Origin of the sequence: Myxococcus sp. AM011 (assembly GCF_013372595.1) — a bacterium.
In the GTDB taxonomy this organism is placed as follows: Bacteria; Myxococcota; Myxococcia; order Myxococcales; family Myxococcaceae; genus Myxococcus; species Myxococcus eversor.
In genome coordinates, this window is record NZ_JABXEM010000066.1 from 17328 (window position 1) to 41738 (window position 24411).

The window sequence follows — 24411 nt, forward strand, 5'->3', positions numbered from 1 at the left end:
CTGCGTATAAACCCGGCCCCAAGCCGTTGGCGCCATAGCCAAGTGGTAAGGCAAAGGTCTGCAAAACCTTCATTCCCCGGTTCGAATCCGGGTGGCGCCTCACAAAGAAAAGGCCCGATGCGGAAGTCGCTCCGCATCGGGCCTTCTCTTTTTTCCGGCAAGCCTGGTGGCCTGCCGGACAGGCGTGGGCCCGCGCGTCAGCAGCCCATTTCGACCGCGCCGATGTCGGGAGCACCGCCGCAGTACGGCAGCCCCACGTCGATGCCCTTGTCCACGGCGAGCAGGCCCGGACCGAAGCCCTCGCCCAGGTCCGCGGAGCCGCTGGCGGACGACGCATCCCCCGCCGTGGTCTTGAACTGCTCCACGCCCACCACCGCGCCGTTGCTCTTGAACTGACCGCTGGCGGCGAAGAGGTTGTTGCCCAGCTTCATGCCCGGCGCCTGGGCACCCATGTCCACGGAGATGGCGCCGTCCAGGATGTTGTTGCGCACCACCGGAGACTGGGTGGCGCCGCCCGTGCCGTGGCCGAGGACGAGGCCGGTGGACACCTTGGTGATGGTGTTGTTCACCACCACGGTGCCCTTGGAGTTCTCCAGGCGGATGCCCGTCCCCTCGCCGCCCGCCGCCGTGGTGATGTCGTGCACGCGATTGCGGCGGATGACGATGCCGGAGGGCACGGGGCCCTCGTGATTCCCACCGACGGAGATGCCCTTGGCGCCGTCGTAGATTTCGTTGTCCTCCACCATCACGTTGTTGGCGGAGTAGTGAATCACCACCACGTCGCCCTTGGCGGTGCTCGTCGGGCGGAACTGGTGCATGCGGTTGTTGCGGATGACCACGCCGTAGCAGGTCTTGATGTCCACCGCGTTCTCACGGTTGCCGTAGAAGTGGTTGTTCTCCACCAGCAGCCCGTTGGCGGGCGGCAGCGAACTGAAGCCCTCGGGCCCGAGGCACTGCACGGAGTCACCCGAGTTGGCGTGGATGTCATTGTTGCGCACGGTGATGTTCTTGGACGTGGGCTGCACGACGACGCCGTGCGAATCCTGGTTGCCCGTCGTCTTCAGGAAGTCGTGGATGTGGTTGTTCTCGATGATGGCGCCCGAGGCATTGTTGTAGGTCGTCACGCCCGCGCCGCCACCACCGTGGTGCAGGTCCGAATTCGCCAGCGTGGAGCCGGCGACGTTGCCCTCGAAGGTGACGCCGAAGATGGGCTGACGCTGCACGTCCAGTTCGAAGCCGTCGATGACCCAGTGCGGCTGACGCACCTGCACCATGGCGCCGCTGCCGGCGCCGGGGATGATGCGCGGGCTGCCCTCGCCCTGGAGGGTGATTTTGCCGCCCTCGGTGCCCGCCTTCGCGTTGGCGCCGATGATGACACGCTCGGCGTAGATGCCGGCCTGCACGCGGATGACCTCGCCGGGGCCCGCCAGGCCGACGGCCTTGGTGATGGTCTTCAGGGGCTTCGCGGCGCTGCCGTCCCCCGCGTCATTGCCCGAGGGACTCACCACCCACTCGCGGGTGAAGGACTTCTTGGACGCCTGCGACAGCGCGTTCGCCTGGATGCCCGGCTGGGGCGAAGGCGTGACGATGCCGGCGTGGTCCGCGTGCGAGGGCAGCGCGGCCACGGGGGTGTCGGGGACGGCCTGCACCCCGATGGGAGGCAGGCTGCCGGTCGCCGCCGAGGCACCGGGCGTCGAGGGGGCGGTTGGCGTCTTGGGCGCCGAAGCGCCGGGGAGCTTCGGCGTCGGGATGAAGGAACCCAGGCCCGCTGCGTGAGCGGTCGAACCGAGCATGAGCAGGCTGGCGGCCAGGCTGGCCACGGGAGTCTTCAGCTTCAGGTACTTGCCTTTGAAAATTCGCATGAGCAGGACGAACGCGTTGCGCGCCGCGTTCTATTCGCCACGTGACAAGCCCACCCGGACGGGCCAGCGGGCGTCCGGTCCGTGACAGGCCCCGCCCCGGCGGGTACGGTGTCGCCCCCCGTGCGCACCGCCGTCCCGCTCCTGCTCTCCGCCGTGCTGCTCGCCTCCTGCGCGAGCCCCAAGCCTCCACCCCACCTGGCGAATCCCTCGGTGGAGGCCCTGGCCGATGAGGGCCAGGACGCCGGGACGGACGCGGGCAGCCTGCCCTCCTCCCAGGACGGGGGAACGAGCGACGGGGGCGTGGACACCAGCGCGCTGCCGGGCGCGCCTGGAGAAGACCCGCTGGCGCAAGGAATCCCAGGCCCCGGTGAGCTGAAGCGCCTGGACTTCCGGGGCGGAGAGCCTCGGCTCCCCATCCGCCTCATGGAGGGACGGCGCGAGGCGACCTTCTCCCCCCGAGGCCGGATGCGGATGCGCTTCGGCGGAGCGGTGGACAAGGTGCTGGACGCCGCGGCGGGGACGCGGTGGACGGTGCGCGTGACGCAGGGGACGCCCGCGGTGCTCTCCGCGCGCGTGCAGTTGGGCGAGCACCGGTTCGCGGACCGGGAGGGGCTCGCCGCCGCGCAGGAGGAGTGGAGGGCCCGGGGCCTCGCGGTGCGCACGCAGGTGCTGGGCGCGGTGTACGGCATCGCCGGCAAGGTCATCGACAACCGGCGTTCACTGCTCCTGGTGGATGAGGTGCTCACCCCCGAGGAGGCCGCGACGCGACAGGCGGAGCTGCTGCGCCAGTTCGGCGCGCGGACCCTTCTCTTCGAGGAGGTCCGCACTCCCGCGCGCGCCATCCTGGAGGTGCGCGATGAGTCCGGCGCGGTGGTGGGCCTGGCGCAGGACAAGCTGGACGCGGACTCCCCGGACGGCGCGGGCTTCGACGTGCGACAGGTGGAGTTCGGCGTCGGCTACGACTTCCACGGCTTCGAGGACCGGACGTTCCGGGGCGCGCTCCAGTTCTCCGTGGACCGCCTGGGCCTGCTGGCGGTGGTGAACGTGGTGCCGCTCGAGGACCTGCTCAAGGGCCTGGTGCCCGCGGAGATTTTCGCCCGCGCCCACTCGGAGGCGCTCAAGGCCCAGGCCGTCACCGCGCGCGGCGAGGTGCTCGCGAAGGTGGGAATCAAACACCTGGCGGACCCCTATCTGCTGTGCTCGGAGCAGCACTGCGCCGTGTACCGGGGGCGCACGGGCGAGGCGGCCAGCACGTCCGCGGCGGTAGAGGCCACCCGGGGCCAGGCCCTCTTCAGCGCGGACGGCCGGCTGGTGGACTCCGTCTACAGCGCGGTGTGCGGAGGCCACACCGAGGACAACGACATCGTCTGGGGCGGCCCGCCGGACCCAAGCCTGCGCGGGCGCCCGGACATCCTGGAGCCCTCGGGCAGCACGCCTTCCCCTTCCCGCCTGGAGGCCTGGCTGGCCGCGCCCGACGTGAGGGCCGCCTGCCGGCTGTCCAGCTTCGCCCAGCCCAGCAAGTTCCGCTGGGAGAAGCGCTTCACGGCGGCCCAGGTGGACGCGCTCGTCACCCGGCTGGGGGTGGGACGCGTCCAGGCCATGAGTCTTCAGGAGCGGGGCGTGTCCGGCCGGGCCCGGGTGCTCGCGTTATCCGGGGACCTGGGGGCCACCCAGGTGCGTGGCGAACTGAACATCCGCCGCCTCTTCGGGATGCTGAACAGCAGCATGGCGGTGGTGGAAGCCGAGCGGGACGCCGAGGGCCGACCCACCCACTGGCTTTTCCGTGGCGGCGGCTGGGGCCACGGAGTAGGGATGTGTCAGACGGGCGCCATCGGCCGAGCCGAGGCCGGGCAGCGCTACGAGGAAATCCTCCGTCACTACTTCAATGGTGCTGAAGTCGCCCCCATCTACTGACCTGAAGAGGGGGCGCGCCTGAGAACCAGTGCACGTCTCGTGAATGTCCTCCCCTGCCCAGGTGTTCCGCCGCGAACGGGACGGGACTAGGCAGCGGGCCCGGAGGTTTATCATCGCGCCGTGAGCACGGGTTCTTCTCCGAAGTCAGACTGGCGCCGCAAGCGGCGGCGAGCATCCCCTTGGCGAGTGGTCGCCGCGGTGCTGCTCGCCCTGGCGCTTCATGGCGCCTACCTGGCCATCGTGCTCTTCACGGGGACGCTTCCGCCGACGGGACGGGAGCGCAAGCCCGTCACCCGCCCCCCCACCTCCGTGGCCGTGCGGCCGTTGACGGAAGACCAGTGGGCCCGGAACCGGGGCAAGACGGACTCGAAGACGCAGACGACCCAGAAGCCCCGCGTCCAGGACAAGAAGCCCGAGGAGAAGAAGCCAGAGACCAGGCCCGAGGGGCAGGTGGTGGACCTGGCGCCGGGCAACGAGCAGCAGGCACCCGACGCGAAGTACCTCGCGGAGCACAACAACCGCGTGGACAAGGAGACGCGGGCCCGGGAGCAGACGCCCTTCTACCGCAACGCCATGCCGCAGCGCACCGCGCCCCAGGAGCAGAAGGGCGCGGACGCGGAGCCGCAGGCGCCGCGCATCGCCGGCAACAACGGCATGGGCAATGACGACCGGCCGCTCGCCGAGGGGGGCCAGAAGTTCGCGTTCGAGGTCCCCGACATCCACAAGAAGAACGAAGTGAAGGTGAAGACGGACCCGAACACGCCCGGCGGCGTGGCGGTGAACAACCAGAACGAGAGCGAAGAGCTGACGGGCAACGCGAAGCGCCTGCGAATCCAGCCGGGCACCGGGGGTGAGCAGGAAGGCTCCGCCGGACGCGTGGGCTCGCCGGGCATCGCCGCGTTGATGCCGTCTCGCGCGGTGATGGACAAGGTTCTGGGCGCCGCTCCCAATGACCACCTGCGCGACGTGGATGAAGGCGATGGCACGCTGCTCAACTCGCGCGAGTGGAAGTACGCCAGCTTCTTCAACCGCGTGAAGCAGAGCGTGGGCATGCACTGGAATCCCAACGAGACGCTGCTCCGGAGAGACCCCACGGGCAGCATGTTCACCGGGAAGGACCGGCACACGATGTTGGAGATCACGTTGGACGAGAAGGGCCGCGTGACGAACATCGAGGTGGAGAAGAGCAGCGGCCTGGACTTCCTGGACATGGAGGCGGTGTCCTCGTTCCAGCGCGCGCAGCCCTTCCCCAACCCACCGCCGGGGTTGTTGAGCGACGACTCGAAGGTGCGCTTCTCTTTCGGGTTCTTCCTGGAGATGGGGGGCGGCCCGCGCATGCGGCTGTTCCGCCAGCCCAACTGACGTTCGCTTCACCACGCGCGGCGTGAGAGGTCCTCGCCGCCGGACTCGGTTCCCACTACGGTGCCGCGCCGTGGACATGTCCTCCGCCGACAGAAGCACCGCGCTCCAGCAGCGCAGCCAGCGCATCCGCAACGTGCTGCTCGCCATCCTCGTGGCCAACTGGGTGGTGGCGGGCGCCAAGCTCCTCTTCGGCTTCCTCAGCCAGTCCGCCGCGGTGACGGCGGATGGACTGCACTCGTTCATCGACGGTGGCTCCAACGTCCTGGGACTGGTCGCCATGGGCGTGGCCTCGCGGCCGGCGGACGAGGACCACCCCTACGGGCACGGCAAGTTCGAGGCGCTCGCATCGCTGGGCATCGGCGCGATGATTGGCATCGGCATGCTGGAGCTGGGGCGCATGGCGCTCGACTCGCTGCTGTATGAGCGTCACGCGCAGGTGACACCGGCCATGGCCGTCGTCATGGTGCTCACCCTCGGCGTCAACCTGGCGGTGACGCGCGTGGAGAGCCACTACGGGCGCAAGTACCAGAGCAGCCTGCTGCTGGCGGACGCGAGCCACACGCTGTCCGACGTCTACGTCACGCTGGCGGTGCTCGCATCGCTGGGACTGGTGGCGCTGGGCTATCCGAAGGCGGACGGCATCATCGCCCTGGGCGTCATGGTCTTCGTGGCGTGGGTGGCCTACGGCATCGTCCGGCAGGCGGTGGGCATCCTCTCCGACACGGCGAGGTTGGACCCCGCGCAGGTGGCGCAGCACACCGTGGGCGTTGCCGGCGTGCGCAGTTGCCGCGACGTGCGCAGCCGGGGCATGGAGGAGAGCGTCTACGTCGACCTCAAAATCGAGGTGGACCCGAACCTCACCACCGCCCAGGCCCACGAGGTGGCGGACCGCGTGGAGCGCACCCTCCACGCCGCCTATCCCCAGGTGGTGGACGTCGTCGTCCACGTGGAGCCCGAGCACGCGGGCACCACCCGAGCAGAGGGCATCGCACCGCACGCGAGCTGAGTCGGACCCGCGCGAAAAACAAGGGCCGCCTCCCCACGTGAGGGAGACGGCCCTGGGACTCACCGAGCTTGCGCGGCCCGTCAGGCGACGGCGGGCTTGGGCTCCGGCGTCATGTAGTCCTCGATGGGCGGGCACGAGCACACGAGCTTGCGGTCACCGAGCACGTTGTTCAGGCGCCCCACGGACGGCCAGAACTTGTTGTCGCGCACCCATGGGGCCGGGAAGACCGCCAGCTCGCGCGAGTAGGGACGGTTCCACTCCGGGCTCGTAATCGTGCGGACGGTGTGGGGTGCGTTCTTCAGGACGTTGTTGTCCTTCGGCATGCGCCCCTCCTCGACTTCACGAATCTCCTGGCGGATGGCGATCATCGCGTCGCAGAAGCGATCCAGCTCCGCGCGGGACTCGCTCTCCGTGGGCTCGATCATCAGCGTGCCCGCGACGGGGAACGACACCGTCGGCGCGTGGAAGCCGTAATCCATCAGCCGCTTGGCCACGTCCTCGACCTCGACACCCGACGTCTTCTTCAGCGGGCGCAGGTCGACGATGCACTCGTGCGCCACCCTGCCCCGCTTGCCCCGGTAGAGCACCGGGTAGTGAGGCTGCAGCCGCTCCGCGATGTAGTTGGCGTTGAGGATGGCCAGCTTCGTCGCCTTCGTCAGGCCCTCGCCGCCCATCATCGAGATGTACATCCAGGAGATGAGCAGGATGCTCGCGCTGCCCCACGGAGCCGCGGAGATGGCGCCAATGGCGTCCGCGCCCCCCGTCTGGATGACCGGGTGCCCCGGCAGGTGCTTCACCAGGTGGCTGGCCACGCAGATGGGACCCATGCCCGGGCCACCACCGCCGTGCGGGATGCAGAACGTCTTGTGCAGGTTGATGTGGCAGACATCCGCGCCCACCAGCCCGGGCGCCGTGAGGCCCACCTGCGCGTTGAGGTTCGCGCCGTCCATGTACACCTGACCACCGCGCTCGTGGATGATGGAGCAGATCTCCTTGATCTCCTCCTCGAACACGCCGTGCGTGGACGGGTACGTCACCATCAGCGCGGCGAGCTTGTCCTTGTGCTCCTCCGCGCGGGCGCGCAAGTCGTTCAGGTCGATGTTGCCGTTCTCATCGCACCTGGTGACGACGACCTTGTAGCCCGCCATGACGGCGGAGGCCGGGTTGGTGCCGTGCGCGGAGGACGGGATGAGGCACACGTCGCGGTGCCCCTGCCCTCGCCCCTGGTGGTACGCGCGGATGACGAGCAGGCCCGCGTACTCGCCCTGGCTGCCCGCGTTCGGCTGCAGCGAGCAGCCCGCGAAGCCCGTGATTTGGGAGAGCATCTGCTCCAGCTGCTCGAAGATGACCTTGTAGCCGGCCGCCTGCGAGGTGGGCGCGAAGGGATGCAGCCGGCCGAACTGCGGCCACGTCACCGGAATCATCTCCGCGGTGGCGTTGAGCTTCATCGTGCAGCTGCCCAGCGGAATCATCGAGTGCGTCAAGGACAGGTCCTTCGCCTCGAGCCGCCGGATGTAGCGCAGCATCTCCGTCTCGGAGTGGTAGCTGTTGAAGACCGCGTGCGTGAGGAACGCGCTCGTGCGGCGCAGCTCCGGCACCACCGGCGTCTCCACGTTGGCGCCCACGTCGTCCAGCGACGAAGGCGCGGCCTTGCCCGCGCCCGTGGCGAAGGCCGCGAGGATGGCCTCCACGTCGGACACGCGGGACGTCTCGTCCAGCGACACACCCAGCGTCTTCTCGTCGATGCGGCGGAAGTTCATCCGCGCCGACTCGGAGGCCGCGAGCACCGCGCGCACCTGCGGCGTCGTCAGCTCCACGCGCAGCGTGTCGAAGTACTGCTCGTGCCGGACCTTCAAGCCCAGCTTCGCGAGGCCGCGAGCCAGCAGCACGGTGAGCCCGTGCACGCGCTCGGCGATGGCCTTCAGACCCTGGGGCCCGTGGTAGACGGCGTACATGCTGGCGATGACGGCCAGCAGCACCTGCGCGGTGCAGATGTTGCTCGTCGCCTTCTCGCGGCGGATGTGCTGCTCGCGCGTCTGGAGCGCCATGCGCAGCGCACGTCGGCCCTGCGCGTCCTCGGACACGCCGATGAGGCGGCCCGGCATCACGCGCGTGTACGCGTTCTTCGTCGCGAAGTAGCCCGCGTGCGGACCGCCGTACCCCATGGGCACGCCGAAGCGCTGCGCGCTGCCCACCGCCACGTCCGCGCCGAACTCGCCCGGAGGCGTCAGCAGCGTGAGGCTCAAGAGGTCCGCGGCGACGATGAGCAGTCCTCCCGCCGCGTGCACCTTCTCGCCGAACGCGCGGTAGTCCAGCACCGCGCCGTCCGTGGCCGGGTACTGCACCAGCGCGCCCACGTACTTCTTCGCGGACAGGTCCACCGTGCGGTGGTCACCGACAACGATTTCCACGCCCAGCGGCTCGGCGCGCGTGCGCACCACGTCCACCGTCTGCGGGTGGCAGCCCTCGGAGACGAAGAAGGCGGCCCCGGCGTCTTCACCCTTCAGGTGCAGCGCCAGCCCCATCGCCTCGGCGGCGGCCGTGCCCTCGTCGAGCAGCGACGCGTTGGCGACCTCCAGGCCCGTCAGGTCCATCACCATCGTCTGGAAGTTGAGCAGCGCCTCCAGCCGACCCTGGGCGATCTCCGCCTGATAGGGCGTGTACTGGGTGTACCAGCCCGGGTTCTGGAAGATGTTGCGCAGGATGACGTTGGGCGTGTGCGTGTCGTGGTAGCCCATGCCGATGAAGGACCGGAACACCTGGTTCTTCGCGGCGATGGTCTCCAGCAGCGCGAGCAGGTCATGCTCCCCCCGCGCCGGCCCCAGCCGCAGCGGCTCCTTGGAACGGATGGCCGGCGGCACGGTCTGGTCGATGAAGGCATCGAGCGAGTCCACGCCCAGCGCGGACAGCATCTGCTTCAGCTCCTGCTCATCCGGACCGATGTGCCGGCCGGCGAACGACTCCTGGTACTTCCAGTTCAGGGACATGGCGGTGGTGGCTCGCGTGCGACTCACGACGGCGGAGTCGGAAAATTCGAGGACCGTCACTAACAACGGCCCTGCGGCGCTTCACTCTCAGGCGTTCTTGAGCAGGTTGCCGTAGGCGGCGGCGTCCAGGAGCTCGCTCACCTGGCTGGTGTCCGAGAGCTCGATTTCGAGGATCCACCCCTCACCGTAGGGGTCCTCGTTCAGCGTCTCCGGGCTCTCGGTGAGCGCGTCGTTCACCTTCACGACCTTGCCGGAGACGGGCGAGAAGAGCTCGGAGACGGCCTTCACGGACTCGACGGTGCCGAACTCGTCGCCCTGGTCGAGGGTGGCGCCCACCTTGGGCAGCTCCACGTAGACGACGTCGCCGAGCGTGGCCTGGGCATGGTGGGTGATTCCCACCACCACCTTGTTCCCGTCGACGCGGGCCCACTCGTGCTCGTTGGTGTACTTGAGGTTACCGGGGATGTTCTGGTCGGACATGGATGCTCCTCGACAGGGCTAGAAGGAACTCACGGCTTCTTGTGGAACGGCGTCTTCACCACCACGGCGGGCACGGCGCGACCGCGAATCTCGACGTCGAACGTGGAGCCTTCCGCGGCCAGCTCCGCGGGCACGTAGCCGATGCCGATGGGCTTCTTCACCGTCGGGCCCATGGTTCCGCTCGTCACCTCGCCCACCGGCTTGCCCTCCTTGTGGATGGGATAGCCGTGACGGGGGATGCCCGGACCCGTCAGCTCGAAGCCCACCAGCTTGCGCTTCACGCCCGCGGCCTTCTGCGCCACCAGCGCGTCCTTGCCGATGAAACCCGCCTTGTCCAGCTTGACGATCCACCCCAGCCCCGCCTCCAGCGCGGTGTGCGAGTCGTCGATGTCATTGCCGTACAGCGCGTACTTCATCTCCGTGCGCAGGCTGTCGCGCGAGGCCAGGCCGCACGCCTTCACGCCGTCCTGCTGGCCCTCGGTGAGCAGCGCGTTCCAGAGCGCCACCGCGTCACCCGGCGCGCAGTACAGCTCGAAGCCGTCCTCGCCCGTGTAGCCGGTGCGCGAGATGATGGCGCCGACGCCCGCCACCTCGCCCTCCGCGAAGCGGTAGGTGCCAATCTTGGAGGTGTCCGTCTTGGTCAGCCGCTGCACCAGGCCCGCGGCCTTGGGGCCCTGCACGGCGATTTGAGCGAAGTCGTCTCCCCGGTCCACGGGCGTGACACCGCGCGCATGCTCCTTCATCCACGCGAAATCCTTGTCGCGGTTGCTCGCGTTGACGCAGATGAGGATGCGCTCGGGGCTGAAGCGGTAGGCGACGATGTCGTCGACGAAGCCACCCTGCTCGTTGAGCAAGCCCGCATAGACGGCCTGCCCGTCCGAGATGCGAGCGAGGTCATTGGAGATGAGGGCGTTGACGGTCTCCAGCGCGCCGGGACCCGTGAACTCCACCTCGCCCATGTGCGACACGTCGAAGAGGCCAACGTGGTTGCGCACCGCCTCGTGCTCGGCGATGACGGAGGTGTACTGAACGGGCATGTCCCAACCCGCGAAGTCGACCATCCGAGCGCCCAGCGCGCGGTGGGCGTCGTTGAGCGGCGTACGCCGGGCCATCGGCTTCTCCTGATGAAGGGGGGGTGAAAACGGCGCGGACTATAGCCGCGCACCTTCGCCGATCAAGGCCAACGGGGACCGTCTACACTGGGTCCAACATGAAGATTCGTAATCGCTTGAATCCGTCCAACCCTTGCTTCTCCTTCGAGTTCTTCCCGCCGAAGACGGATGAAGGGGTGGCCAACCTGCTCAAGGCGCTGGAGGACCTGGCGCCCTTGGAGCCCGGGTTCGTCTCCGTCACGTACGGGGCGGGCGGCAGCACGCGCGACAGGACGGTGGAGCTCGTCACGCGCATCAAGGCGGAGACGGGCATCGAGGCCATGGCCCACCTGACGTGTGTTGGCCACTCGCGTCAGGAGCTGAAGGAGCTGCTCCAGCGACTGGCGGACGCGAAGCTGGACAACGTCCTCATCCTCCGAGGAGATCCGCCGCAGGGACAAAAGTCCTTCGTCACCGCCGAGGGCGGCTTCACCTACGCCTCGGAGCTGGTGCGATTCATCCGAGAAGAGGATTTCAACTTCTGCCTCGGGGGCGCGTGTTATCCGGAGGGCCACGTGGAGACGGCCTCCCGTGACGACGACTTGCGTCATCTGAAGGCGAAGGTCGACGCGGGGCTGGACTTCGTGGTGACGCAGCTCTTCTTCGACAACGCCTTCTACTTCGACTTCGTGGAGCGGGCCCGTCGCGCGGGCATCAACGTCCCCATCGTCCCCGGCATCATGCCCATCACCAACTTCGAGCAGGTGCAGCGCTTCACGCGCATGTGCGGCGCGACGGTGCCCATGCGCCTGGGCCTGCAGTTGGAGCGGGTGAAGGACCAGCCGGACGCGGTGGTGCAGCTCGGCGTGGCGCACGCCACGGTGCAGTGCATGGAGCTCTTGTCGCGCGGCGTGCCCGGCATCCACTTCTACACGCTCAACAAATCCCCGGCGACGCGGATGATCGTGAGCGCATTGAGAGCCCGTACATGAGCGGTCCTGGCATCCAGCTTCCCCCCGATGACCCGCGCGCGAAGGTCATCGAAATCGTCCGCGCCCCGGCCTTCTTCCTGCTGTGCACGGGCGTGCTGAACGTCTTCTTCAACATCCTGGGCTTCGTGCTCGCGGCGCTGAACGTGACGTCGCCGTTCGCGGGCCCGGGCGGGGCGCCGCTGCAGTTGTCGGTCTCGCTGGCGCTGATGCTGCTGGTGGGAATCCTCTGCGGCGTGCTGTCCGCGTGGGGCGCGCTGAGCGCGCTCAGCCTCAAGGGCTACGGGCTGGCCACGGTGGGCGGCATCACCGCGCTGTACATCCTGTCCCCCGGCTGCGTCGTGGGCGTGCCGGTGGCCGTCTGGATGCTCTTCACGCTGCGCCGGGATGGCGTGCGCGAGGCGTTCCGGAGCTGACGGGCCCGCGAACCCGGGTGGGGTTCCAGACAGGCCCGTGCGACTGGCGGTCGGACTGGTGAGGCTCCTTCGCGGGGCTCACTCATCCGACCCCGCGCCTCTTCCGCCGGCAGCCCACGGAGCCGTCCATGTCGTCCAGAGTCCTCCCGTCCACTCTTCCCGCGCTGCTGAGCGCACTCGCCCTCCTGGCCGCGCCCGCCTGGGCGCAGGTGGGCTCGACGGAGCTGACCTGCGCGGGAGGCGCCTATCAGACGTGGGACCCGGGACTGAGGCTGTCGAACCGGCACGTCATCGCGTCGAACTACACGAGCTACGACACGTGCACGTCGAGCGACGCGCTCGTCACCTCGGGCGTGCTCGTGGCGACGACGGAGCTGTCCACCAGTTGCGCTGGCAACCTGGGGCCCACCGAGGCGACCGTCACGTGGGATGACGGCTCGGTCTCCACCTTCACGCTCCAGGGCTCCGGGGTGGACGTCATCAACGGCGCGCGAGTCCACGTCTCCGTCGGCCTGGTGACGGGAGGCCGCTTCCAGGGAGACGCCGTCACCCTGACGCAGGCCATGACTCCCGTGGACCTGCTGTCGTGCCTGTATCCCTCGGGCCTCACCTCCCTCTCGGGCCCGAGCACCCTGCGCCTCACCCGCCTGCGCTGAGCCTCCCTCACGACGGGCAGGCGACCCCGGAGACGGCCCGCACGCGCGGCAGGGAGATGGTGAAGACACTGCCCTCCCCCTCGCGGCTCTCCACCCGCAGCGTCCCACCATGCTGCCGCACGGTGCTGGAGACCACCGTCAGGCCCAGGCCCGTGCCGTGCGCCTTGGTGGTGAAGAGCGGGTCGAAGATGTGGTCCAGCACCCCCGCCGGAATCCCGCCGCCGTTGTCGGCGACGCGAATCTGGAACGCCCGACCGACGCCCAGCTCCGCGCTCACCTCCACCCTGCCCTCGCGACCCAGGGGCATCGCCTCCATCGCGTTCTGCACCAGGTTGATGAGGACCTTGCGGAGCAGCTCCCGGTCCACCCAGGGGGGCTCGAGCGCCGCGGGCACGCGGTTCATCACGGACACTCCGTCGCGCGCGGGCACCACGTCGATGACCTCTTCCATCAGTCCGTGCAGCGAGCACGGCTGGAGCACCAGCGGACGCTCCCGCACGAACTCCAGCATCTCCGACGTGAGGCTGGCGCAGACGCCCAGCTCCCGCTCGATGATGTCGAGGAAGCGCCGCAGCCGGGGGTCGTCCAGCGCCCCCTCCACGTTGCGCAGTCTGCGCACCACCGCCGCGTTCGCCGTGCGCGCCGCCGCCAGGGGATTGCGCAGCTCGTGGCTCACCGTCGCCGTCAACTGCCCCACCGCCGCGAGCTTCTCCAGGCGCGCCATCACCTCCTGGTTGTCCGCCAGCTCCCGGCCACTTCGCTCCGTCGTCCGCTCGCGCTCCTGCTTCTCGCGCTCGTACGCGCGCTCCAGCCGCACCTGCCGCTCCGCGACACACCGCATCTCCCGCGCCACGCCCCGGCACGCGAGCACCAGCACCCCATCCACCAGCCCCACCCAGAACGCCAGCTCCAGCACGCTCCACCCCGACGCGCCGGAGAACGTGGCGCCCGGCGCCGGCCAGCCCATTCCTCGCAGCATGTGCGCGAGCACCGCCGTCACGCCCGCCGTCAGCAGCACCCGTGGGTCTCGATAGAAGCTCAGGAGCGCCAGCGAACCGAAGACATGGAAGTGCGTCTCCAGCCGCGCGCCCGACAGGTGCACGAGCAGCACGGACCACAGCACCTGCGTCACCGCCATCACCTGCCGCGTCACCACCGCGCCAGGCCGCAGCAACGCCAGCGTCACCGGGATGATGCACAGCGGCCCGCCCAGCAGCAGCGCCACCCACAGCGGCTCGGGGCCCGGGTGCATCCGCCAATCCCAGGGATGCGCGGACGTCACCACCGCCAGCGCGAGCGCGAAGACCCACTGGCCCGCCATCAACCAGATGCACAGCCCGTCCGCCCGCCTTCGCACCGCGCCCAGGTACTCCGACAACAGCCACCGCACGCGCGACTCCTGCGTCGCGTCCAGCGGTTTGGATTCCTGTCGTCCGGGCTCCGTCACCGGTGGCAGGGAGCGCAAGGCCTCCCACGTGCCGGAATGACTCGCCAGCGCCCGTCCAGCGAGCGCACCCATTTCATGTTTGTTCGACATCCTCAGGCTCACCCCGGCCGCGCTGGCCCCTCAGGATCCGCCCCATACTAACGCGTCGCGCATATCCAGCAATGCAGTTCTTTCAGCTTAGGCTGGTTGTGGCGCCGTCAACACCTGACTCCGCCCCGCGGGCCGAGGCGCGCCGCATGCCCGCAATGACTGGCATTGTACCTGGGTACAATTCCAAAGCCAGACACCACGACATCCAGTCAATCCGGCTTTGAATCGAGTTGCAGGAAGGCACCCTGGGCATATCATTCGCGGGGTGGTGATGGTGGAGGACGCGGCCCCGCAGGTCAGAGCCTGCTCTGGCCCGGGCCGGTGGACTCCCCGACGGCTGGCGTTGGATTGAAGGCCTCGCTCCGCCCCCGGGGGGGTGGGCGGAGCGAGGCCCGCGGTATCCGGTCAGCGGGAAGCGTGCACCAGCAGCTTGCGCAGCAGGGGCTCCAGCAACTCGCGGCCCCGGAGCGCCGAGCGCCACCGCTCCGGAATGGCCCGCGCGCCCAGCATGACTCCAGCGATGCCGCCGGCCACCGCCGCCGTGGTGTCCGTGTCGTGGCCCAGGCGCACCGCCGCGCGCACCACGTGCTCGAAGCCGTGGTCACCCGCCACGCAGTCCCGCGCCGAGCGAAGGCAGTCCACCACGTACCCGGAGCCGCGCCCGGGCGTGTCCTCGGCGCCGAGCGGGAGGACGGCATCGTCCAGTTCGGCGCGGGCCTCGGTGCCCTCCGGGTACAGCGCGCGGAAGGCCCCGAGCGCGTCGTCCCACGGGCGGGCGGAGCCCTCCAGCGCGCGGCGGGCCCAGAGGCAATACAGCGCGCAGCAGACCCGCGAGCGCAGGTGGCCGTGCGTCACCAGGGACTGGAGCATGGCGTCCGACGCGAGCTCCGCGTCGCTCCCGCGATGCCACAACGCGAGCGGCAGCACGCGCATCAGGGAGCCATTCCCGTTGTCCCGCTGCTCCGAGGGGCCGGAGCTCGCGCCGGGCACACCGGCGCGGAACATGGCCAGGGCGCGGTCGGTCTGGATGCCGACGTCGAAGACCTGTCCATCCACGGCGAGGTAGCCCCACTCGCGCCAGTTCACCAGGCGCCTGCCCAGGTCCTCCAAGTCCAATCGCCCCTGATAGAGCAGCGAGTCCAGGAGGCACAGCGCGTGCGCGCCATCGTCGGACCAGGTGCCCGGGGGCACGCCGGCGTGGGAGCGCTCGAAGCCCGCGGGCGGCTCGAACTCAATCGCGCCTGGGGAGGGAATCCCCTCCGGCGCGTGGAACTCATAGGGCACGCCCAGCGCATCTCCCACCAGCAACCCCAGCAGCCCGCCCTCGATTCGCTCCTCGCGCGTCACCATGGTCCAACCCCCTGGGGCACTCGTCCCAACGTCGGATGACGGACGCTCGCGCTCGCGCCCGCCCGACGTCAAGCGGGCACGCCGGCTCCCGGCGCGGCAAGTGCCTGGCCGGGAGCAGGCGTGCAACGGCCCCCCTGACCGAGCCCGCCGCCAGGGCGATGTTCCCTCCCCGGGAGGTTCGCACCTTCGTCCCCTGAAGAGTCGTTCGCTCCGGAGCCCCCGGCGCCATGCAGGCGATGAGCGACTCCCCGCACCGGGCCAACTGGTGCCAAACACCGGAGGAGGCATTCGCATGGCTTTCAATCTCATCGACATGGTGCGTGAGCGTTTCACTGGCAACGTGATGCAGCAGATGGGTTCCGCGATGGGGGAGGACCCGAGCACCCTGGGCAAGGCACTCCCTGGCGTCATCGCCACCGTGGGTGGAAGCGTCGCGGAGCGAGGCTCCACGGAAGCAGGCGCCCAGCGGCTGATGTCCCAGCTCAACGAAGGCGGCTACACGGGGCCCAACGCGGGCAACGAGGAGATCCTCTCCGCCGACACCGAGGAGCGCGGCCAGGGCATGCTCAATGGCCTGTTCGGAGACAAGCTGGGCAGCATCACCAGCGCGCTCGGTCGCGCGGGCGGGTTCAGCAACAGCAAGTCCGCGGGCGGGATGATGGCGCTGGTGGCGCCCATGATCATGGGTGTCATCGGCAAGCACGTGCGTGACAACCGCATGGGCGCGGCGGGGCTGGGGCAACTGCTCGGCGGCCAGAAGTCGCTGCTGTCGGCCGCGCTTCCCGCGGGGCTGGGCAGCATCCTGGGCATGGGGGGCGCCGCGGTGGGGCCTCGCGTCGTCGAGGAGGTCCACGAGACGCGCGCCGTCCCCACGGTGGAGACGGTGCGGCGGCAGCAGCCGATTGAACGCGCGCCGGTGCACCACGCGGAGCCCAAGAAGAAGAACCTGTCCTGGGTCATCCCCGTGGCGCTGCTCGCGCTCCTGGCCGGTTGGTTCCTCACGCGTGGGCGGCGCCACGAGCCTCGACGCGAGCAGGCGGCCGTCACCCAGCCGGCGCGGCCCCAGGCGCAGCCCCAGCCCCAGCAGCGCCCGGTGGACACGGGCGTGGGCGGTGCCGGCACGGCGGGCACCACGCCTCCCGTCGCCCGGGACGCGCAGACCATGCGTCAGGCCATCGACAGCGGGGCGCGCAGCTTCATCCTCGCCGGCGTGGGCTTCGAGGAAGGCTCCGCGACGCTGACGCCGCAGAGCGACGCGAGCGTCGGGCAGCTCGCCTCCGTGCTGCGTGAGAAGCCCAACTCCCGCGTGCGCATCGCCGGCCACACGGATGCCACGGGCGACGCGAACGTCAACCGCCAGCTCGCCCAGCGCCGCGCCGAGGCGGTGCGCACCGCCCTCGTCGCCGACGGCATCTCCGCCAACCGCGTGGACGTCGCCGCCGTGGGTGCCGAGCAGCCCGTGGCGTCCAACAACACCGAGCAGGGCCGCGACGCGAACCGCCGCATCGAGGTCCAGGTGCTCAGCCGCTGACGCCACCTGACGCGCCCGGCTCATCTGGCGCGTCACCTTGAACGAAGTCAGCCCGGGCCCCCGCGTGGACACTCACGCGGGGGCCCGCTGCGTCGAACAGGCACCACCCGAGGGCCGCGTGTCACCCACCTGGCGCGGAGGCTTCACGAGGCCCCCGCCGCGCATCACACCGTCGGCCCTGCCCTCTCGCGTCAACACCCATTGCCTGTCTGGAAGGGCATGCCGCGTCGCGCCGTCGCCCGCATGGGCTTGCCCGCAAGCAAACCTCCCAGTTCGTTGACTCCGGCAATGAATCCAACAACGCTGACACGCGTCAAGAACGCTCGGAAACCGCCACATCGCCAGGAGTCGCCGACCCATGCTGTGAATTGGCCATCACCTCCCGGCGCGCCTGGGACACGTCGCCCGTCCGGGTTCCTCGTCTGGAAGCGGATGCAATTGTCCCAGCCGAGACAGCACACACCGACCGGCGTCGCACCATGTCGGGCTTTCCAGGCTACTCGGTTTGGCTCACTTTCAGGGGCGAGTCCGGACGCACCACGCCTCCGCGCTCGAACTTCCAAGTCAGGGGGGAAGTCCATGACAGTGATTGCGTTCCGGAGCAGGGAAAGAGAAGTCCTCGACCCTGGCTGCGAGTTGGAACGGCGACTGGGACTGGCTGCGAGCGAGGACCGGGCCCGGGGAATGTTCTTCCTGGGAGTGTTGGATGTGGTGCGCCGCGAGTCGGGCGAGACGGCGGCGGCGAGGTGCCTGGCGGCCTCCGGCGAGCGCCGCTTCGTGCCCTTCTTCCTCTATCCCGTCAGCGCCTTCCTCCGGATGTCCTTCGCGGCGGCGGAAATCCTCGCCCCCAGACTCGGCGGCTTCGAGACGGCGATGCGAATCATTGGCGCCCAGGCGACCCATGACTTCCTGGACTCGGTGGTGGGCCGCAGCTTCTTGATGCTCGCCGCGGGAGACCCTCGGCGCCTCATCAACAACCTGCCCTCCGGCTACCGCACCGCCGTCACCTACGGAGAGCGCCATGTCACGTGGACGGGCGCCCACGAAGGCTGCATCAACGTGTTCAGGGACTTCATGCCCCACACCTACCATGAGGGGGTGTTGCTGGCGGTGCTGCAGGCGGTGGGGACGCGCGTCGCGAGAGTCCGCGGGCGGCCCTTGAGCCTGCTCGACTGCGAATACGTCATGTCCTGGGCGTAGGAAACGCCCTCGTTCCGTCATCCGCCCCGGCGGATGTGAAGTGGCGTTCATCTCCCCGGCGGGGAGGCGTGGGTTTCCCCGCCAAGGGGCGTACCACCAGGAGATGGACGCGAGCACGCGCGGGGACATGGACATGGAGACGGGCGAGGAGCGCGGCGGGGTGGACCCGCTCACGGAGCTCGCACGGAGACTGGCGCTGACCACCGCTCGCGACATGACGCGGGGCATGTTCTTCCTGGGCGTGCTGGAGGTGGTGCGCCGCGTGGCTGGAGAGGCGGCCCGGACGCGGTGCTTCAGGACGTCGAAGGAGCGGCGCTTCGTCCCCTTCTTCCTCTATCCCGTCAATGACTTCCTCCGGCTGACGTACTGCGCCGCCGGCCTGCTCGCGCCACGGCTCGGCGGGTTCGACTCCGCCTTGCGGTCGATGGGTGAGCAGGCCACGCGGGACTTCCTGGCGTCGGCGCTGGGCAGGACGCTGATGACGGCGGCGGGCGGTTCACCGCGTCGGCTGGTGGAGCACCTGCCCTGGAGCTACTCCGCATCCGTCAGCTATGGAGAGCGGCACGTGTCGTGGGAGAGCGAGCGCCAGGGCTGCCTCCACATGCGGCGCGACTTCATGCCGCCCCCGTATCACGAGGGGGGGATGCTCACCGTGCTGCGGACCCTCGGCGCCACGAACGTGCGCGTCGAGGGCCATGAGCGACAGTTGCTGGACTGCGACTACGCGGTGGCGTGGGAGTGAGCCACGCGGTCCCGCGTCACTCGTTCTGGCTGATGTAGTGGATGAGGGCTGAGTAGAACTTTCGCTCGTTGAAGAGGTCCGGCCCGAAGCCCACGACATCCAGGTGGTCCTGGTCGATGACGCTGGACATCGACGTCATCTGCTCGGAGCCCGGAGCGTTCAGGTTGGTGACGGGGTCGATGGACGTGTCCCTGACGATGGTGTCCATCTTGAGCGAAGAGGTGACGGGGGTGTAGCGCAGGCGCGGCCCCATCTGCTGGGAGTTGATGCCCACCACTCCGTCATCGTCGCGCTCGTTGGGAATGCCGTCGCCCCGCCCCGCGGCACCGTCGTTGTCGCAGTCATCCACGCAGTAGCCGTCACCGTCGATGTCGACGAACAACTGCTGAACCGCCAGGAAGGAGGGGTTGAGGTTCAGCCCCCACTGCGCGGTCATCAACGACGCATAGTGGGAGGCATAGCGCGAGTCCATGGGATTGGCCGCGTTGAAGGCCTTCGCACCCGTGGTGACGCCGTCGTTGGGGTCATAGTCGTTGTAGACCAGCTGCTTGACGGCCGCGATGGGGTCGCTGTCCTCGTCGTAGACCGCGTCCCCGTAGATCTTCGCCAGGAAGTCAGCCAGGTCCGTCACCGTCGGCCCCGTGTCGAGCACGAACTTGGCCACGGGCGAGCCCCGGAGTGGAGAGGAGACACTCACCATGACGTCCACCACGGCGCGACGCTTGCGCGTGTAGAGCGTGCGCGCGGCCTTGAGCGAGTCGCTGCCACCCTGGGAGTGGCCGATGAGGTTCACCCGCGTCGCGCCGGTGGTCGCCAGCACGCCCTCAATCTCATCCGCCAGTTGCAGCCCGCGCACCTCCGAGGATTGGAAGGGCGCGACCTGCGCGCTGTAGGCCCGCTGGCCTGCATTCAGGTAGGGATTGCAGGCCACCTCGAACGGCTCGTCACAGGCGTCACCCACGAAGGTCCCCAGGTCGTCCCCGAAGTAGAGAAGCCCCAGCAGGTTGTCGAATCCGCCCAGGCCATGCGCGAAGACCACCGGATAGCGCGTCTTCTGCGCGCGTTCGTTGAACTGTGCCCGCGCGCTGTCCGGACTCGTCAGGAGGAATACACAGACGAGCAGGGCCGCGTTTCGAATGCCACTCATGTCACACCGCTCCTTGCCCGCGCCACGCGCGGGACGCAACGCCATGCGGGCATCCCCCGTTCCCGCACGACTCAGGTCCGGCCCGTGGAAACCAGGCAGGCACTCGCCGACGGACAAGGTGCGACGCGAGACAGACAGGCCTTGCTGGAGGACTCGTCGGAGAGTGCGCCCTAGTTAGTCACGAGCGGACGCGCGCGAGCCTTCGAACCCGGGAGCGTCGCGAAACACACACGCCATCTGTGTATCGGCGCGACACCGCACCAGTCAAAGTCTGTCAATGAGAGGAAGGGACAACACTCCGGATGGCGGCCTCGAGCGTGTTGCGGATGAGCATGGCGATGGTCATCGGCCCCACCCCGCCGGGCACGGGGGTGATGAACGACGCACGCTCGGAGGCGGCGGCGAACTCCACGTCCCCCACCAGCTTGTTGTCCTCTTCCTTCCGGTTCATCCCCACGTCGATGACCACCGCGCCGGGCTTTATCCAGGCGCCCTTCACCAGTTCGCGCACGCCCACCGCCACGACGAGGATGTCCGCCCGCGACACCTCGCTCGGCAGGTCGCTCTTGCTGTGGCAGAGGGTGACGGTGGCGTTGCGCTGAAGCAGCATCAGCGCCATCGGCTTGCCGACGATGTTGCTGCGGCCCACGACGACGGCGTTCTTGCCGGACGGCTCACAGCCAATCTCCTCCAACAGCCGCATGACGCCCAGCGGCGTGCACGCCCGCGTCGCGGGGCGGCCCAGCAGCAGGCTGCCCGCGTTCATCGGGTGGAAGCCATCCGCGTCCTTCTCCGGCCTCACCGCGGAGATGATGACGTCCGCGTCGATGTGCCGGGGCAGCGGCAGTTGCACCAGGATGCCGTGCACCGTGGGGTCCTCGTTGAGCCGGTGCACCAGGGCGAGCAGCTCCTCCTGGGACACCGTGGAATCCCGGTGGTGCTCCCAGGAGTGGAAGCCCACCTCCTCGGCGGCCTTCTTCTTTCCGGTGACGTACGTCTTGGACGCGGGGTCCTCCCCCACCCGCACCACGGCGAGGCCAGGGACGAGGCCCCGCTCCGCCTTGAGCCGGGCCACCTCCGCCTTCACCTCCGCTCGCACCCGCGCCGCCACTGCCTTGCCGTCAATCAACTGGGCCATAGCGCGGCCCACTCTATGAGAGACTCCCCACCCGGCAGGGAGGGAAACCGCGGCCATGGGCTCAGGAAAAGTGCTCGGGGTGATGATAGGTCTCTGTGTCGGGCTGCTCATCGGCAGCCCGTGGGCCATTGTCTTGCTGGGGGCCGTGGGCGGCTTCGTCGGGCATCGCTTCGACGAGATGAACGCCCTGCCGGCCGAGTCCCCTGACGCGCTCGCCGACTTCCCCCCGCTGTCGCCCTCCGCCTTCGTCGCACGCGGCGGGCCGCGCGATGCCGCCTCCGTCCAGGAGGAAGCCGACGCGCACCTGACGCGCAGCCTCTGCGCCCTCTTCGTGGAGGTCGCCCGCGCCGACGGTGAGGTGCGCCGCGAGGAGGTTCGCGAAATCCGCCGCTACTTCGAGGAGGTCCTCAAGTACGGCCCGGACTCGCTGGAGTTCGTGCGGGGGCGCCTCAAGGACTTCATCGCCGTGCCGCCGAACCTGGATGACGCCGTGGCCGCCTGCCAGGAGGCCATGCCTTCCAGCGAGCGGCGGCGGCTGTTGGACGCGCTCTTCGAACTGTCGCTCGTGGACGGCTCCCTCCAGCGCTCCGAGCGCGAGATTCTCAGCCGGGTGGGCGACGGCCTGGAGCTGTCCCCCGAGGAGCAGCACACCATCGCCACGCTCCACCTGGGTGACAGCTCGTCGCACTACGAGGCGCTCGGGCTGACGCCAGACGCCACGAACTCCGAGGTGAAGAGCGCCTTCCGGCGGCTCGCCGCGGAGCTGCACCCGGACAAGCATGCCCACCTGAAGGGCGAGGACGCCGACGAGGTGGCCCGCCACTTCCAGGATGTCCGCGACGCCTACGAGGAAATCCGGCGCCTGCGCGGGATGTAGCCCAGGGTTACATCCCGCCATCGCCCACGACGAGGTCTTCTCCCGCCATGAGCTCGCAGAAAAAAGCCCCCCCGAAGAAGAAGGACGAGGCGTTCCACAACAACCCCTTCAAGGGCGCCATCAAGTCCCTCCAGGAGCAGGAGAAGAAGGAGGCCCAGGCCCGCGCCGCCGCCGAGGCCGAGAAGCGCAAGCCGGCTCCCGCTCCCGCGCGCGCCACCAAGGCGAAGCCCGTCCGCGAGAGCGCCGAGGACGACGCCGCCCTCTTCTATTCCGCCATGGACGGCGTGGCCCAAATCACCCACCGGGGCGAGCCGCCCAAGTCGAACCCGCGCCTGCCGGAGCTCATCGACGAGAACGCGGAGGCGCTCGCGCAGCTCTCCGAGCTGGTCGCCGGCCAGGGAGACTTCGACATCTCCTCCGGCGCGGACGAGTTCCTGGAGGGCACCAGCCCTGGCGTGGACCGCAACCTGCTGCGCGCCCTGCGCCGGGGTGACTTCTCCATCCAGGGCCAGTTGGACCTGCACGGCATGACACAGGCCGAGGCGAAGGCGGCGCTGGAGCGTTTCCTCGCCGACAGTCGCCGCGCCCGTCACCGGTGCGTGCTCATCGTCCACGGGCGCGGTTTGCACTCCAAGGATTCGATGCCGGTGCTGAAGGAGCTGATGAAGTCGTGGCTGTCACAGAAGCGCATTGGAGGACTGCTGCTGGCGTTCTCCACCGCACGTCCGCAAGACGGAGGAACGGGGGCGGTCTACGTCCTGCTGAGACGGTGACGGCGGTATCCTTTACGTGTGCCCGGCACTGTGCATACATACCGCCATGGCACGTGAACTGATCGACCTCCACATCCACGTGGGCGGCTCGGTGGCCCCCCACATCCTCTGGTCCATCGCCCATCAGCAAGGCTTCAAGCTCCCGGTCAAGACGTACTTCGACTTCGTGGAGCTCATCACCTCCCGTCCGGGCAAGGTGGGGAGCCTGGATGACTACCTGAAGATCCTCCACACCTGGACGGAGAAGATTCAGTCGTCACCCAGCGCGATTGAGCGCTCCGTCTACGAAATCATCGGCAAGGAGTACCGGGGCAGCCGGGTGACGCAAATCGAGCTGCGCTTCAATCCGATGAAGCGCAACCTCCAGTCCGAGTTGGATCTGGACCACATCATCCACGCGGCGCTGCGGGGCATGGACCGCGCGGTGCTCGAGTACGGCGTGAAGGTGGGCTTCATCTTCTGTCTGGCCCGTGAGTTCGACCACCGGCTCAACAGCATCCTCGTGGACAAGGCCATCAAGTACCGCACGCGCGGCGTGTACGGCATCGACCTGGCCGGCACGGAGACCAACGCCATGGAGCTCAAGCCCGAAGTCGTGGCGCAGTACGAGGACCTCTTCGGCCGGGCGCGGCGCGCGGGCCTGAAGTGCACGGTGCACACCGGCGAGACACGCGGCACGGGCGCCGAGGGCGTCATGTCCGTGGTGGAGAAGCTCAAGCCGCACCGCATCGGCCATGGCATCCGCGCGGCCTATGACGAGGCGGCCATGAAGGTGCTGCGGGAGAACGACATCGTCCTGGAGTTGTGCCCGACGTCGAACCTGCACACCAAGGCGGTGGAGGGCGTGGAGGAGCTGCGCCACATCATCCGCACCTTCTGGGACCGCAAGGTGAAGTTCACCATCAACACCGATGGCCCCTACCTGCTCGAGACGGACATGCGCCGTGAAATCGAGCTGGTGGAGAACAACGGCATCCTCACGCCGGAGCAGGTGGACCAGACGCTCGCCTGGGCCCGCCAGGCGTCGTTCATCCCCGCCTGAGCCCCAAGCGCATGTATGGACTGACTCGTTCGCTGCTCTTCCGGCTCCCGGCGGAGCCCGCGCACCGGCTCGGCCTCTTCGGCCTGCGGGAGCTGGGGCACTCCCAGGAGCTGTGCCAGTCCCTGCGAGGACGGGCCCTCCGGGGCGTCTCCGACGCGCTGTCCGTGGAGGTGGCGGGCCTGCGCTTCGCCCACCCCGTGGCCCTGGCCGCGGGCCTGGACAAGGACGCGGAGGCGGTGGACGGCCTGTTCGCCTGCGGCTTCTCCGCCGTGGAGATTGGCACCGTCACGCCCCGCCCCCAGCCCGGCAAC

The 24411-nt window shown here is 69.1% G+C and carries 20 protein-coding genes, 1 tRNA gene and 1 pseudogene; 14 read left to right on the forward strand and 8 right to left on the reverse strand.

Features of this window, described 5'->3' with window-relative positions; genetic code table 11:
• The first annotated feature begins 28 nt into the window (after nucleotides 1-28).
• A tRNA-Cys gene (locus tag HUW62_RS16055) sits at nucleotides 29-100 on the forward strand.
• 97 nt (nucleotides 101-197) lie between these two features.
• On the opposite strand, the gene HUW62_RS16060 is transcribed toward HUW62_RS16055, so the two are convergent.
• The gene (locus tag HUW62_RS16060) at nucleotides 198-1862 is read right to left on the reverse strand and encodes a nitrous oxide reductase family maturation protein NosD (protein ID WP_163865538.1); all 1665 of its coding nucleotides are present in this window, start codon (nucleotides 1860-1862) and stop codon (nucleotides 198-200) included.
• Between the two features lie 120 nt (nucleotides 1863-1982).
• On the opposite strand from HUW62_RS16060, the gene HUW62_RS16065 reads away from it, so the two are divergent.
• From HUW62_RS16065 to HUW62_RS16075, 3 genes are all read left to right on the forward strand, one after another.
• Nucleotides 1983-3776, forward strand: a complete 1794-nt coding sequence (locus HUW62_RS16065) for a SpoIID/LytB domain-containing protein (protein ID WP_368670423.1) — start codon at nucleotides 1983-1985, stop codon at nucleotides 3774-3776.
• A gap of 120 nt (nucleotides 3777-3896) precedes the next feature.
• Nucleotides 3897-5138 carry an energy transducer TonB gene (locus tag HUW62_RS16070; RefSeq protein WP_163865540.1) on the forward strand — a complete coding sequence of 414 codons (1242 nt, stop codon included), beginning with the start codon at nucleotides 3897-3899 and terminating at the stop codon, nucleotides 5136-5138.
• Nucleotides 5139-5214: 76 nt separating this feature from the next.
• Nucleotides 5215-6144 carry a cation diffusion facilitator family transporter gene (locus tag HUW62_RS16075; protein ID WP_163865541.1) on the forward strand — a complete coding sequence of 310 codons (930 nt, stop codon included), beginning with the start codon at nucleotides 5215-5217 and terminating at the stop codon, nucleotides 6142-6144.
• Nucleotides 6145-6224: 80 nt separating this feature from the next.
• Here the strand turns inward: HUW62_RS16075 and gcvP are convergent, their stop codons facing one another.
• The 3 genes from gcvP to gcvT form a co-directional block, all read right to left on the reverse strand.
• Entirely contained in the window at nucleotides 6225-9131 is a 2907-nt protein-coding gene (gcvP, locus tag HUW62_RS16080; protein ID WP_163865542.1) for an aminomethyl-transferring glycine dehydrogenase, read from the reverse strand.
• Between the two features lie 87 nt (nucleotides 9132-9218).
• On the reverse strand, nucleotides 9219-9611 hold the full coding sequence (gcvH, locus tag HUW62_RS16085) for a glycine cleavage system protein GcvH (RefSeq protein WP_176434965.1): 393 nt from the start codon (nucleotides 9609-9611) through the stop codon (nucleotides 9219-9221).
• A gap of 29 nt (nucleotides 9612-9640) precedes the next feature.
• On the reverse strand, nucleotides 9641-10723 hold the full coding sequence (gene gcvT / locus HUW62_RS16090; protein ID WP_163865544.1) for a glycine cleavage system aminomethyltransferase GcvT: 1083 nt from the start codon (nucleotides 10721-10723) through the stop codon (nucleotides 9641-9643).
• Nucleotides 10724-10821: 98 nt separating this feature from the next.
• Here gcvT and metF point away from each other — a divergent pair, with 98 nt between their 5' ends.
• From metF to HUW62_RS16105, 3 genes are all read left to right on the forward strand, one after another.
• Nucleotides 10822-11694, forward strand: a complete 873-nt coding sequence (metF, locus tag HUW62_RS16095) for a methylenetetrahydrofolate reductase [NAD(P)H] (RefSeq protein WP_163865545.1) — start codon at nucleotides 10822-10824, stop codon at nucleotides 11692-11694.
• Nucleotides 11691-12107: a hypothetical protein gene (locus tag HUW62_RS16100; protein WP_163865546.1), complete on the forward strand. Its 417-nt coding sequence runs from the start codon at nucleotides 11691-11693 to the stop codon at nucleotides 12105-12107. Before metF ends, HUW62_RS16100 begins: the two co-directional genes overlap by 4 nt.
• 128 nt (nucleotides 12108-12235) lie before the next feature.
• The gene (locus HUW62_RS16105; RefSeq protein ID WP_163865547.1) at nucleotides 12236-12763 is read left to right on the forward strand and encodes a hypothetical protein; all 528 of its coding nucleotides are present in this window, start codon (nucleotides 12236-12238) and stop codon (nucleotides 12761-12763) included.
• Nucleotides 12764-12770: 7 nt separating this feature from the next.
• Here the strand turns inward: HUW62_RS16105 and HUW62_RS16110 are convergent, their stop codons facing one another.
• The gene (locus tag HUW62_RS16110) at nucleotides 12771-14300 is read right to left on the reverse strand and encodes a sensor histidine kinase (RefSeq protein WP_163865548.1); all 1530 of its coding nucleotides are present in this window, start codon (nucleotides 14298-14300) and stop codon (nucleotides 12771-12773) included.
• A 405-nt stretch (nucleotides 14301-14705) separates the two neighbouring features.
• Nucleotides 14706-15650, reverse strand: coding sequence for an ADP-ribosylglycohydrolase family protein (locus HUW62_RS16115; protein WP_163865549.1), 945 nt, complete (start codon nucleotides 15648-15650; stop codon nucleotides 14706-14708).
• 292 nt (nucleotides 15651-15942) lie between these two features.
• Between HUW62_RS16115 and HUW62_RS16120 the strand changes: the two genes are divergently transcribed.
• From HUW62_RS16120 to HUW62_RS16130, 3 genes are all read left to right on the forward strand, one after another.
• Complete coding sequence (locus HUW62_RS16120; RefSeq protein WP_176434966.1) at nucleotides 15943-17181, forward strand: OmpA family protein; 1239 nt, start codon at nucleotides 15943-15945, stop codon at nucleotides 17179-17181.
• A 579-nt stretch (nucleotides 17182-17760) separates the two neighbouring features.
• A complete protein-coding gene (locus tag HUW62_RS16125; protein WP_163865551.1) occupies nucleotides 17761-18381 on the forward strand; it encodes a TIGR02265 family protein in 621 nt (206 codons plus the stop codon).
• Between the two features lie 103 nt (nucleotides 18382-18484).
• Nucleotides 18485-19123 (forward strand): TIGR02265 family protein, encoded by a 639-nt coding sequence (locus HUW62_RS16130; RefSeq protein WP_255203459.1) that lies wholly within the window; start codon nucleotides 18485-18487, stop codon nucleotides 19121-19123.
• A gap of 16 nt (nucleotides 19124-19139) precedes the next feature.
• On the opposite strand, the gene HUW62_RS16135 is transcribed toward HUW62_RS16130, so the two are convergent.
• The gene (locus HUW62_RS16135; RefSeq protein WP_176434967.1) at nucleotides 19140-20270 is read right to left on the reverse strand and encodes a triacylglycerol lipase; all 1131 of its coding nucleotides are present in this window, start codon (nucleotides 20268-20270) and stop codon (nucleotides 19140-19142) included.
• Nucleotides 20271-20544: 274 nt separating this feature from the next.
• Entirely contained in the window at nucleotides 20545-21408 is an 864-nt protein-coding gene (gene folD, locus HUW62_RS16140) for a bifunctional methylenetetrahydrofolate dehydrogenase/methenyltetrahydrofolate cyclohydrolase FolD (protein ID WP_163865554.1), read from the reverse strand.
• Between the two features lie 55 nt (nucleotides 21409-21463).
• Here folD and HUW62_RS16145 point away from each other — a divergent pair, with 55 nt between their 5' ends.
• From HUW62_RS16145 to HUW62_RS16160, 4 genes and pseudogenes are all read left to right on the forward strand, one after another.
• Nucleotides 21464-22285, forward strand: a complete 822-nt coding sequence (locus HUW62_RS16145; RefSeq protein ID WP_176434968.1) for a TerB family tellurite resistance protein — start codon at nucleotides 21464-21466, stop codon at nucleotides 22283-22285.
• 47 nt (nucleotides 22286-22332) lie between these two features.
• A complete protein-coding gene (locus HUW62_RS16150) occupies nucleotides 22333-23058 on the forward strand; it encodes a Smr/MutS family protein (RefSeq protein WP_163865556.1) in 726 nt (241 codons plus the stop codon).
• Nucleotides 23059-23104: 46 nt separating this feature from the next.
• The gene (locus tag HUW62_RS16155; protein WP_163865557.1) at nucleotides 23105-24100 is read left to right on the forward strand and encodes an adenosine deaminase; all 996 of its coding nucleotides are present in this window, start codon (nucleotides 23105-23107) and stop codon (nucleotides 24098-24100) included.
• 11 nt (nucleotides 24101-24111) lie between these two features.
• Nucleotides 24112-24411, forward strand: a pseudogene (locus HUW62_RS16160) (dihydroorotate dehydrogenase (quinone)); the annotation flags it as partial.